Genomic DNA, 10,801 nt, shown 5'->3' with positions numbered 1-10,801 from the left:
CACCCGCGCCGTTCCTGAATCCTGAATCCTGAATCCTGAATCCTGAATCCTGAATCCTGAATCACCGCACCAACCACAGACTCAACGACGGCACATAGGTAATCACCAGCAGCGCCACGATCAGCACCAGCATAAAAGGAATGGTGGCGGCGAACAGTTCGGTGATCGATTTGCGGAAGCGGTAACTGGCGATGAACAGGTTCATGCCCACCGGCGGCGTGATATAGCCGATCTGCATATTGGCGACGAAAATAATCCCCAGGTGCACCGGGTCGATGCCATAACGCAACGCCACCGGCAAAATCAGCGGCACCATGATCACCAGCGCGGCGAAGATGTCGAGAAAGGCGCCCAGCACCAGCAGCAGAAGGTTGAGCAGAATCAGGAACGCCACCTTGCTCTGCACATGGGTCTGGATAAACGCGAACAGACTGCCGGGCACATCGGCGTACACCAGGTAATCGGCGAACGCCTGGGCCACCGCCAGAATCAGCAGAATGCCCCCCACCATCACCATCGCTTCGCGGGTAATGCCCGGCAGCCGCCGCAGCGGGATTTCCCGATACAGGAACACTTCAGCGATCAGCACATACAGGGCGGTCACCGCCGCCGCCTCGCTGACCACCAGAAAACCGGAAAAAATACCGCCCATCACCAACAGCGGCAGGGGCAGCTCCCAGCGTGCTTCCCACAACGCCGCCAGCACCTCGCGACCGCTGAACGCCTGGCGCGGCGGCGCCGCGTTCGCGCCCAATGACGCACCACCGCGCGTCGCCCACAGGCAATACCCATACAGCAGAGCCACCATCAGCACCGCCGGGCCGATGCCGGCCAGATACAGATCCACGATCTCTACCGGCGGCATCGCCAGTTGTTGCGAAAGCTGCTGGGCAATAATGCCGTAGATCAGCAGCGGCACCGAGGGCACCAGCAACAGGCCCAGGCTGCCCGAGGACGTCACCAGACCCAGGCTGAAGCGCTGCGGGTAACCGGCTTTCACCAGCGCCGGGAACAGCAACGCCCCCAAGGCCACGATGGTGACGCCCGAGCCACCGGTGAGCGCGGTGAAAAACGCGCAGGCGACCAGCGCCACGAACGCCATGCCACCGGGCATCCAGCCGAAAATCGCCTGGCTGAGCCGCACCAGCCGGTCGGCGGTGCGCGCCTCGCTGAGCAGAAAGCCGGCGAAGGTGAACAACGGCAACGCCATCAGCACCACCGAATTGGTGAGCTGATAGATGTCGATGTGCAACACCGCCAGTTCGGTTTGCTGGCTGTAAAAGCCGAGCGCCGCGGCGCCCAGCAGAATGGCGAACAGCGGCGCGCCCATCAGGGCCAGCACCAGCAGCGCGATCACCGCGGCCATGATCATGCGTGCGGCTCCCGCATGCGCGGCCGCTGGCCACTCAGGCCCAGGCTGAACAGCACCAGATAGCGCAGGCCCATCACCGTGAAACCAAACGGAATCACCGCCTGCAGCAGCCAGCTCGGCACCGCGCCGATGCCCGGCGCGCCGTATTGGCGCTCTTCCAGCACGAAGCCCACGCTGTGCCAGGCCACCAGCGCGCAGATCGCGGCGGTGAACAGATCCACCACGCCGGTCAGCCACGGCAACCAGCGTTCCGGCAACAGCGTGGAGGCCAGATCGATGCGGATATGCTCATCGCGCCGCGAGGCGATCATCGCGCCCAGCAGGCCGATCCACAGCACCGCGTTTTGCAGAAACGGTTCCACCCAGATCAGGCTGGTGCCGGCGAAATTGCGCAACCCGATCTGCACCACCGCCAGGCCCACCATCAGCATCACCACCAGCACGATCAGCAGGTCTTCCAGGCGGTGCAGGCCCGCCAGCGTCCGCCGCATCAGCGCCTCGCCGCTCACCGGGCGCGGTAGTCGCTCAGCGCCTGGTTCAGGCGATCCAGCATCGGCTGGGTGATCTGCCCTTCGCGCACCAGTTCGGCGGTGGCTTTATCGGCGTAGCGTTTCCACTCGGCACGCTGTTCGTCGTTCGGCGTGACCATTTCCAGACCCTGCTTCTGAATCGCCTGGAACGCCGCCCGGTTTTGCTCACGGCTGTCCCGGTCGATGTCATCGAAACGGGCGTCCAGCACCCGGTGCACCACTTTCTGGTCGGCCTCGCTGAGTTTACCGAAGTGGCGCTTGTCGATGGCCAGCACGCCGTAGGTGTAGAGCAGCGGCAGGTCGGTGACGTAATCCACCCGCGAGTACCACTGCAGTGTCAGCGCCGCCACCGGCGGCGCCGCGAACGCATTGATGGCGCCGGTCTGCAGCGAGGTCAGCACCGCGCCAATGTTGAGCACGATCGGCGACAGCCCCAGGGTCTTGGCCGCTTCCGCGGAAGCGGTGTCCGCCGCCGGCAGCCACAGCTTCTGGTCACGCAGGTCCTGCACGCTTTTCACCGGCTTGGCGGACATCACATAGGCGAAGCCACCGTCCACCAGCCCGAAGGTCACCCAGCCGTGCTCGTCCAGCCCCTTTTCGATCACCGGGTCGAGCTGTTCACGCACCGCGTCCACTTCTTCGTAGTTGTTGAAGGTCAGCGGCATATTCAGAATCTGGCTGTCCGGCCAGGCCCGGGCAAAGGCGCCGCCCTGAGCCATCTGGCCATGCAACTGGCCAATGCGGATCTTGCGCTGCACGGCGCGGTCATCGCCCATCACCCCGCCCGGGTAAATCTTCAGGCTGACCCGGCCATCGGTCTCTTTCTCAATGGTCTCGCCGGCGCTCTTGAGGGCCTTCACCACCGCCGTGCCATCCGGATACAGCGTGGAAATCTTCAGGGTGGTGGCGGCGTTCGCCGCCAGGGGCAGCACCAGGATCAGCGCTGCAAACATGTTAAGGGCTCGAAACATGGTTCTCTCCAAAGGGCCGGGCCGGCGATCCGCCGCCGCCTGGCCAACAACTAAAAATACTCGTCCGCCGAGGCCAGCAGCCTCTTCGCTTCCCGTTGCGCGTGGGTGTTCTGCAGGGTCAGGCCGGGTTCTTCCGGGTCCGCGGCCAGCACCAGGCGCAATTGCCGGTCGTGCAGCTCGCGGTCGAACACCAGGCGGGCATAATGCTGGGCATACAGCACCCGGGCCAGCAGATTGCGGCCCTGCGAGAGCGCAATGGCGCGTTCGAAATGGCGCCGCGCCTGCTCCGGCTTGCCGCCCAGGGTAGCGGGAAGCAGGCTGTCGAGCACGCCCAGATACATCTGCGCCTGGCCGTATCGGTAGCCCTCGTCGATCGCCACCACCCGCTCCATCAGCGCCCGCACTTGTGACAGCTCGGCGACCGCGTTCCAATCCCCGGAATGGGTTTCGATGTACCCGGCCCAGGCGCTGCCCAGGGTGAACAGCACCGGCACTTCGCCACGGCCGGCTTCATCGATCAGAGCTTCGAACTCGGGCACCGGCAGATCGCGCAGATCGCAGTAATCACTGTCATGGGCACAGGCGGCGCGCAGCGCGTAGCCCAGGGCCTTGTCGCTGAGCCGGGCGGCGCGCTGTTCATCGTGCACGAACAGGCCCGCGTAGGCGGCGTAGAGATCGGCGCCGGTGCTCAGCAAGCCTTCCCGTTGCGGCCAGTTGACGATCAGGCCATCGACCATCAGCAGATAAGCCGGCAGCCCGTTTTCCACCACGCCCAGGTCGTCATTATCCATCACCCCCCGGGCCAGGCTCTCGTCCAGCCGGCCCACGGCACAGCCCTGCAGCAGCCCCGCCAGCACCATCAGTAAAGCGATTCCCTGCCATCGCGTTCGCAAGCGATACCTCCCTTTCTTCATTGTCGGGCGATTGCCCTGGTGTCTCTCCCGGCCCGGCGGCAACCAAGCCGCTACGGGAGCGGCCCTTTATAGCAGCCGCATTGACCTGTCACCAATGGAATCAGGCCGCGCCGCCACGTGAGCGGCGCCACAGCCCGACCACGGTGCCCAGCACCACGCCGCTGACCAGCCCCGCCAGATGGGCGGTATTGGCGACAATCCCGGCCAGGCCCACGTAACAGACCACCAGCCAGACCAGCATCAATACCACAATTTCCTTGCGTATCTGATACCCCGCCGACGGGTTGGTCTTGCCGTACAGCCACAAATAACCGAGCAAACCGTACACCACCCCGGAGAGCCCGCCGAAGTTGGCGCCGGTGTCGACAAACTGGGCCACGTTGGACACCGCCGCCACCACCAGAGTGATCCACGCCAGTTGCAGCCCGGATTGAAAGCGCTCGATGATGCGCCCCAGATCGCTCCACCAGAGCAGGTTGAAAATGATGTGCAACACTGAAAAGTGCAGCAGCATGGGCGTGAACAGCCGCCACGGCTGGCGGCTCAGCGTGGCGATCTGGTCGGGGAACATCAGCGCCCGGTACAGGCCATCGCCGAACACGAACAGTGACAAATAGATCAGCACGCAGGCGATCAGCACACTGCGCGTCACCCAGCCCATGCTGGTGAACCAGCCACCGGAGAGCAGCGGCTGGCGCGGCAGATTGCGAGCCGGCTCATTGCGCTGCCAGGCGTCGCTCTGGGCCTGGCGGAAAAACGCCTCCACCCGCTGCCGGGCCTCGGCATGGCGCGCCGGCTCCACGCTCAGCACGGTCTCGCCACCCGCCACCTGCTCATGGGTGTCGATGCCCTGCTGGCGCAGCGTGTCGGCGAGCCGCGCGGCCAGGGCCGCGTCGTTGATACGAACCAGTTCGATCATGTTCTGTCTCTCGATTCACGCGCCTCGGTTCACGCGTCGGAATGTTGCCCGCCAGCCCGCGCCTGAGCCTGCCAGGCGCGTCGGGCGTGGTCGTCGTCGGCAAGCCGTTGCACCCGCTCCCAGAAGCACGCCCATTGCCCGCCACAGGCCAGCAACAGCCGCTGGAACGCCGGCACCAGGCCATGGTAATCCTGCACGCCATTAAGCTGGGCGTTGTTCAACGGGCCTTGGAAGAAACCACGGTAAGCGGCCAGGGCCGGCAGTTGATCGGCGCGCGCCAGGTAATCCGCGCGCAGGCGCTCGATGATCCGCGCCTTGGCCGCCAGTTTATCCTGTTCGGGGCGGTCGCTGGCGTAAAGGCGCTCAAGCCGCTCGCGGGCGCCCTCGATCAAAGCAAGAAAGGCGCCACGGGCCGCGTCGCGCTGGGCCCACAGGGTCAGGTCCACGTTCAGATCGTGGCGCGCCAGATAGCGCAGTGTGCCCTCCCGGGCCACCATCGAGGCCAGCGATTCGTTAAAACGGGTGTCATCGCGGATGTACAGCTTGCGGTGGGTCAGCTCGTGCAGCATCAGCTCCACCAGCCCGGCGCCGGAGGTGTCCAGCATCGGCGTGGTCAGCGGATCAGAGAACCAGCCCAGCGTGGAATAGGCGATCGCGCCACTGACATAGGTGTCGCTGCCCTGCGCGTCCAGCCGCCGGGCCTCTTGCCGCGCGGCGGCCTCGTCGAAATAGCCCCGGTAACTCAAGCAGCCCAGCAACACATAACACCAGGTGCGCGGCTGCAGGGAAAAACGCGGCGCCGCCAGCACGTTCCACACCACCGCGTCCTGATCCAGCGCCACATAGCTGCGGTACACCTTTTCCGCCGGCAGGCCCATGTCGGTGGCGGCGTAATCCAGCACCCGCTCGGAAAGCCGCAACTGCCCCCGCACCGCCTCCGGCGTGGCGGCATCCGCCACCACCTCCTCCACCGGCTCGCGCTTGCCCATCAACGCCAGATGCCCCTTCACCGCCTGCCCGTAATAACCAAGCTGGCAGCCGGACAAGAAAAAAAGATACAGGATGAAGGATACAGGATACAAAAGGCGCCTCTTCAAACGCCTCGGTTTCCCCCGCGACCTGTACCGGGCAAACCCGGACTCCCGCTCCTTGCTTGCAGCGCGGAGCCCGGCCCGAGCGGTTCCCCCAACGCGCCCCTCGTGCTGAATTCTGTATCCTGAATCCTGTATCCATGTTTCAGGCACGAGACATGAATTTCCGTTCCACCGTGTTCACCTTCACTTTTTCGCCTTCTTGAAGGTATTCCGGCACTTGCACCACCAGGCCGGTTTCCAGGGTGGCGGGCTTGGTGCGCGCGCTGGCCGAGGCGGCTTTCATTGCCGGCGCGGTTTCGGCGATGCTCAGCACCACCGAGCTGGGCAGCTCCAGGCCAATCACGGTGTCGCCCACTTTCAGCGCCATCACGCCATGGGTGGCGTCGGTGATGAACGCCATTTCGTCGGCGATGTCCGCGCTGTTGAGCGGGTACTGCGAATAATCCTCGTCGTCCATGAACACGTGGTCATCGCCATCCAGATAGGAAAAGTGCACCGGGCGGCGCTGCAGATCCACGGTGGGCACGTCTTCATCGCCCTTGAAGCGCTCCTCGAACTTGGGCCCGCCCCCCACCGCCGCCGCGCGCACCCGATACAGGGTGGCCGCGCCCCGGGCGGAAGGCGACTGCACATCAATCTGGCGGATCACGAACAGCGAGCCATTATGCTCAAGCACATCGGATTTTTTCAGGTCACTGGCGCGGGTCACAAACCATCCTCATCAGGAAACGGAACAAGCGCCAATGCTAACCGCTCCGGACCGTTGGAGAGAAGGTTTTCGGGAACGCTGGACGCCAGACGCCGGACGCCGGACGCTAAACCCTGCCCTTGAACGATTGGCGCGCGCAAAATGCTCTTGCGTAGCCGCAATGCCTTCCGCGCCGGGTTTTGATTCTAGCGTCTAGCGTCCGGCGTCCAGCGTCCGGCGTCTACCCCCCCAACGCCCCAAGAATACGCTGTCGGGCCGCCCCCGCCGTGACCCGGGGATCGGCATCGGCGCTCAACGGCGCGCCGAAGATCAAATCCACCGCCAACCGGCGGCGGCCCAGCAGGCGCCACAAATGGTAATGAAACTCGTCGTCACCGATAAACGCCACCCCGGTGTCCGGCCGGCCGGCCGCGTCCCGGTAGCGAATCGCCACCGGCTGCACCGGCACGCCACCCTCGGCGGCGGCGAACAACGGCGCGAAGAACCGGCGCACCCCGGTGCCGTCGGTGGTGGTGCCTTCGGGAAACACCAGAACGCCCTGCCCCCGCCCGAGCCTCTCGCGTATTTCCTTCACCTTGGCACGCGATTCGCCGCCCCCCCGGCGGATAAACAGCGTGCCCACCGAACGAGCGATCCAGCCGATCAGCGGCCAGCGTGACACCTCATCCTTGGACAGGAAATAGCACGGCCGGGCCGCCGCGATCACCGGAATGTCCAGCCACGACACATGGTTGCTCACCAGCAATACGCCACCGCCGCGCAGCGGCCCGTGCACACGCAGCTCCACCGCCATGATCTCCAGTAACCGCAAACACCAGCGCTGCTTGGCGGCGGCGATGTCGGCCCGGTGCGGATCGCGCCCGGCGCGGCGCCAGATCAGCTCCAGCGACCCCGCCAAAAGGTGCAACACCACCCGCAACGCGCGCCACACCCGCCGCCCGGCGATCACCACCCGCGGCTCGTCCGGCTCGATCCCCAGAGACAGCTCGCGCACGCTCATACCGCCTGCGCCGGCTGCGTTGGCTGCGTTGGCTGTAGAAAGTGCTGCACATAACGCTCCGGCAGCCGCTCCACCTGCATCAGGATAAAATAATCCAGGCAGTTGAAATCCGGGTCCCAGCACGGCTCGCCCCCCACTTGCGCCCCCATTCGCAGATACGCCTTCAGCAGCGGCGGCATCTTCACCGCCTCCTCCTGCGCGTCGCCGGCCAGCCCCTGGGGCCGGAAACGCGGCACCACCCGCTGCGGCAACGGCGCCAGATGCCGCTCGCGAATGCGCCGGTCAATCGCCGCCAGGTTATAGCCCTCGTTCATCGACACACTGGCGCACCCGATCAAATAACGAATGTCGTTCTCCAGCATGTACTGCGCCAGCCGCGCCCACAGCACCGTGATCACCGCGCCGCCACGGTGGCGTGGATCAATGCAGGTGCGGCCGATCTCCGCCACCCGCCCCTCCAGCCGCCGCACCGGCGACAAATGGAATTCCCCGGCGGAATAAAAGCCCCCGGTTTTGTCCAGGCGATCCCCCGGCAACACCCGGGTGTAGCCCACCAGCTCACCGCTGCGGTTATCGCGCACCACCAGATGCAGGCAATGGCGATCGAAGCGGTCCCGATCCAACCCGAACGGCGCATGGAAACTGGCGCCATACTCCTGGGAAAAGATCCGGTAACGCAGGCGTTGGATTTTCAGAATCTCCCGCCGCGAGCGGGTAAAATAGGCGCTGAACCGCCCCCCCTCGACGTCAACGACGGGGCGCATCCGGAACACATCACGAAACGGCGGGCGCAGGGCTTTGATCTTAACGGCGGCTTGCGCAAGCATAACGGCCTCCACGGCGGATTTTCCGACAGTCTCGGAAAACGCCATGTCCACCCGGTGACAGGAGTGTGACCATTGCGCGACAACCAGCCCGCCCCACCCCGCTACCCCCAGCCAACCCGCCTGGCCGCCGGCGAAACCCGCCACTGGTGTGGTTGCGGGCACAGCGGCACCGCGCCGTTCTGCAACGACCCGGCCTGCCCCACCCAGGACCGCATCGTCTACATCGCCCCCCGCGATGAAATCGCCCTGTTCTGTGGCTGCCACGGCACCCGCACCCCACCCCTCTGCGACGGCACCCACGCCGGCCTGCACCAGCGCCCGGCCTGGTGGAAAAGGCTATGGGGAAGGAAGAAATGAAATGCGCGGGCAGGATTCACGGATGCAACGCCGCACAGGAAAGGTCGGGCGGCGCTCATTCGCGGTCGAGCAGCGCGCCCACATCAACATCAAAAGCCAGAGCCGGCCGGCTTGTTCCCGGCTCCTTTTTTTCTGTTCCCGTCTCCCAATTCAAAATGCATCGGAATCCCCACCGCCACGCTGGCCCTCGCCAGGGTGGCCAGGGTGACGCTGGTATCACTGGCATCCAGCAACCGGTTCACCACCATGCGGCTGGTATGCATGCGCGCCGCCATTTGCGTCTTTGAAATTCCCCGGGCCTTCATCGCCTCGGCCAGTTGCCAGGCAATCACTCGCTTCATAGCGGCGGCCACCACCTCTTCACGAATGCCCTCCTGGTCCAGAAAGTCATTAAAGTCGCTGCCAATATGCTGATTCATCGCGAGCCTCGTTGTAGCTGGTGTAATCGCCCGAGCGCGATCTTGAGATCCGAGGTGGGCGTCTTACGGCTTTTCTTCACGAATGCGTGCAACAGCACCATTCGTGCCCCCTGAGTGGTGAACAACATACGGACAATTCCGCCCGCGATATCACTGCGCACCTCCCACAAGCCTGGTGCGATCTTGCGCACCAGCGGCATGCCCAGCGGCCAACCGAATTGCACTGTTTTGATGTCCACGCCAACCCTTTTCCGATCCTCGGCGGGCAAGGCGCGCAGGAAATCCCGCACCGGTTCTCGGCCAGAAGCACTGGAGTAAAAGCAAACATCCAGAGCCGGCTCAATCATAACACCACCGTATCAAAATAAATACACCAACAGACTCACGACAAGTCAGCACAGTATCGAGCACACGCAATGCCAAGGATGTCAGCCATCACCGAAGTGAATGTCAGCGGATAGCTCGCCCGCATGTAAGTCGCCGCCGACCAACGGGCCTGACAGAACCGATTCGCGGCCGGCGGCCCTGCAGCGCAGGTTGTTTTTTGCACGCCCCGCCTTCCCCACCCCACCAAAAACTGAAAACTGAAAACTGAACACTGAACACTGAACACTGAAAACCCACCCCCCAAGAGCCCCCTCCGCTCTGTCCCAAAAACCCAACCCCCCACCAACCCACCCCCAAAAAACCGATTTTATCTGTCCCCTTTTTCGACCTCGATAAAAAGAGGTCTGTCCCCTTTTTTATAAGTGAGTAAATTCCCCACACGGCCAGTATATTTATAAAAAACATGTGTTTACTAACTGCCCATAGTGTCCGGAAATGATCGTCGTTCTGGCCCAATCTGAAGGGCTCGGAAAGTGCGCAAAATCGCCCATTACCGAAGAAAAACCGCCCTATACACGGCAACTTACGTCCGCCACCCCGTTCAAGAATTTCCCCGACACATGGATTCTCCTTTACCTCTTCACCAAACGAGAGCGAACATCTGTGTGCCATTCGTCCAATGGCTTCCTTCCCTATACAAAAAAATAAACAGTCAGAAAGCAGAAAAATCAGACAAGGATCACAACAATAACCGGAGGATCTTTTAGATGCGTTCATCTTCGATTTTAAGCACCGGCCTACGCGCCGGTGTCTTGGCTTTGGCCCCGGCGGTCGCCCTGGCGAGCATGGGTAACCTGGGTACCACCTACGGCCTGCTGCCCAGCGACGTCGCCTCCGCCCAGGCGCTGTCCATGTTCAACACCCAGGTCTCCAGCGTCTACTACAACCCCGCCTACCTGACCCACGACCTGCGCGGTGAGCTCACCGCCGGTCTGATGCATGTTGAAAGCGACCTGCAGGCCAACAGCCAGAACTTCGGCAGCTACGATGTGCAAGATACCGATTCCCAGCAGATCCTGCTGGGCCTGAAAACCGACCTCAGCGACATCACCGAGTTCGGCCAGCCGATCGCTCTGGGGATCATGCTCGGCACCGAAAAATACGGCAAAGAAATGCTCGCCTTCAGCTCGCGCACCGCGCCCACCGGCCAGTATTTCCGGGGTGGCCGGCAGCCGCTGTTCCTGAACGTGGGCGTTGGCACCAAGATCTTCCGCGGCCTGGATTTCGGCGCCTCGATCCTGGTGACCCTGCGTTCCTCCGCGGAGCTGGTGGCCAACACCGACCTGGCCGGCAACACCGACT

The 10,801-nt window shown here is 63.6% G+C and carries 12 protein-coding genes and 1 pseudogene; 2 read left to right on the top strand and 11 right to left on the bottom strand.

Annotated features, from left to right (window positions below; genetic code table 11):
- Positions 1-61: 61 nt before the first annotated feature.
- The 9 genes from CGS25_RS18380 to CGS25_RS18340 all read right to left on the bottom strand — a co-directional run bounded on the left by CGS25_RS18380 (position 62) and on the right by CGS25_RS18340 (position 8,336).
- Positions 62-1,372 carry a TRAP transporter large permease gene (locus CGS25_RS18380; RefSeq protein WP_101676349.1) on the bottom strand — a complete coding sequence of 437 codons (1,311 nt, stop codon included), beginning with the start codon at positions 1,370-1,372 and terminating at the stop codon, positions 62-64.
- Complete coding sequence (locus CGS25_RS18375; RefSeq protein ID WP_101676351.1) at positions 1,369-1,863, bottom strand: TRAP transporter small permease; 495 nt, start codon at positions 1,861-1,863, stop codon at positions 1,369-1,371. Before CGS25_RS18375 ends, CGS25_RS18380 begins: the two co-directional genes overlap by 4 nt.
- A gap of 14 nt (positions 1,864-1,877) precedes the next feature.
- Positions 1,878-2,873 carry a TRAP transporter substrate-binding protein gene (locus CGS25_RS18370; protein WP_101676348.1) on the bottom strand — a complete coding sequence of 332 codons (996 nt, stop codon included), beginning with the start codon at positions 2,871-2,873 and terminating at the stop codon, positions 1,878-1,880.
- A gap of 50 nt (positions 2,874-2,923) precedes the next feature.
- Positions 2,924-3,766, bottom strand: a complete 843-nt coding sequence (locus CGS25_RS18365) for a TRAP transporter TatT component family protein (RefSeq protein WP_232802497.1) — start codon at positions 3,764-3,766, stop codon at positions 2,924-2,926.
- Between the two features lie 121 nt (positions 3,767-3,887).
- On the bottom strand, positions 3,888-4,706 hold the full coding sequence (locus CGS25_RS18360) for a rhomboid family intramembrane serine protease (RefSeq protein WP_101676346.1): 819 nt from the start codon (positions 4,704-4,706) through the stop codon (positions 3,888-3,890).
- Between the two features lie 29 nt (positions 4,707-4,735).
- On the bottom strand, positions 4,736-5,788 hold the full coding sequence (locus tag CGS25_RS18355; protein ID WP_232802496.1) for an aminopeptidase: 1,053 nt from the start codon (positions 5,786-5,788) through the stop codon (positions 4,736-4,738).
- Between the two features lie 154 nt (positions 5,789-5,942).
- Positions 5,943-6,509 (bottom strand): elongation factor P-like protein EfpL, encoded by a 567-nt coding sequence (gene efpL / locus CGS25_RS18350; RefSeq protein ID WP_089032799.1) that lies wholly within the window; start codon positions 6,507-6,509, stop codon positions 5,943-5,945.
- Positions 6,510-6,729: 220 nt separating this feature from the next.
- Positions 6,730-7,509 carry a lysophospholipid acyltransferase family protein gene (locus CGS25_RS18345; protein WP_101676345.1) on the bottom strand — a complete coding sequence of 260 codons (780 nt, stop codon included), beginning with the start codon at positions 7,507-7,509 and terminating at the stop codon, positions 6,730-6,732.
- Positions 7,506-8,336 carry a GNAT family N-acetyltransferase gene (locus CGS25_RS18340; protein WP_101676344.1) on the bottom strand — a complete coding sequence of 277 codons (831 nt, stop codon included), beginning with the start codon at positions 8,334-8,336 and terminating at the stop codon, positions 7,506-7,508. The genes CGS25_RS18345 and CGS25_RS18340 overlap by 4 nt, the downstream gene beginning before the upstream one ends.
- A gap of 72 nt (positions 8,337-8,408) precedes the next feature.
- Between CGS25_RS18340 and CGS25_RS18335 the strand changes: the two genes are divergently transcribed.
- Positions 8,409-8,693: a CDGSH iron-sulfur domain-containing protein gene (locus tag CGS25_RS18335; protein WP_101676343.1), complete on the top strand. Its 285-nt coding sequence runs from the start codon at positions 8,409-8,411 to the stop codon at positions 8,691-8,693.
- 89 nt (positions 8,694-8,782) lie between these two features.
- Here CGS25_RS18335 and CGS25_RS18330 read toward each other — a convergent pair whose 3' ends face one another.
- Positions 8,783-9,112: a helix-turn-helix domain-containing protein gene (locus CGS25_RS18330; protein ID WP_089032801.1), complete on the bottom strand. Its 330-nt coding sequence runs from the start codon at positions 9,110-9,112 to the stop codon at positions 8,783-8,785.
- Entirely contained in the window at positions 9,109-9,459 is a 351-nt protein-coding gene (locus CGS25_RS18325; protein ID WP_101676342.1) for a type II toxin-antitoxin system RelE/ParE family toxin, read from the bottom strand. Before CGS25_RS18325 ends, CGS25_RS18330 begins: the two co-directional genes overlap by 4 nt.
- A gap of 825 nt (positions 9,460-10,284) precedes the next feature.
- On the opposite strand from CGS25_RS18325, the pseudogene CGS25_RS18320 reads away from it, so the two are divergent.
- Positions 10,285-10,801: pseudogene (locus CGS25_RS18320) on the top strand (aromatic hydrocarbon degradation protein); the annotation flags it as partial.

It is taken from the genome of Alloalcanivorax mobilis, from assembly GCF_002864685.1.
In the GTDB taxonomy this organism is placed as follows: Bacteria; Pseudomonadota; Gammaproteobacteria; order Pseudomonadales; family Alcanivoracaceae; genus Alloalcanivorax; species Alloalcanivorax mobilis.
Note: the sequence above shows the minus strand (reverse complement) of the source record. Positions and strands in the feature narration are given on the sequence as shown.

Excerpts from the sequence above, each read along its gene's own strand:
- CGS25_RS18380 (WP_101676349.1), bottom strand. The coding sequence starts at position 1,372 with ATGATCATGGCCGCGGTGATCGCGCTGCTGGTGCTGGCCCTGATGGGC.
- CGS25_RS18375 (WP_101676351.1), bottom strand. The coding sequence starts at position 1,863 with ATGCGGCGGACGCTGGCGGGCCTGCACCGCCTGGAAGACCTGCTGATC.
- CGS25_RS18370 (WP_101676348.1), bottom strand. The coding sequence starts at position 2,873 with ATGTTTCGAGCCCTTAACATGTTTGCAGCGCTGATCCTGGTGCTGCCC.
- CGS25_RS18360 (WP_101676346.1), bottom strand. The coding sequence starts at position 4,706 with ATGATCGAACTGGTTCGTATCAACGACGCGGCCCTGGCCGCGCGGCTC.
- CGS25_RS18345 (WP_101676345.1), bottom strand. The coding sequence starts at position 7,509 with ATGAGCGTGCGCGAGCTGTCTCTGGGGATCGAGCCGGACGAGCCGCGG.
- CGS25_RS18340 (WP_101676344.1), bottom strand. The coding sequence starts at position 8,336 with ATGCTTGCGCAAGCCGCCGTTAAGATCAAAGCCCTGCGCCCGCCGTTT.
- CGS25_RS18330 (WP_089032801.1), bottom strand. The coding sequence starts at position 9,112 with ATGAATCAGCATATTGGCAGCGACTTTAATGACTTTCTGGACCAGGAG.
- CGS25_RS18325 (WP_101676342.1), bottom strand. The coding sequence starts at position 9,459 with ATGATTGAGCCGGCTCTGGATGTTTGCTTTTACTCCAGTGCTTCTGGC.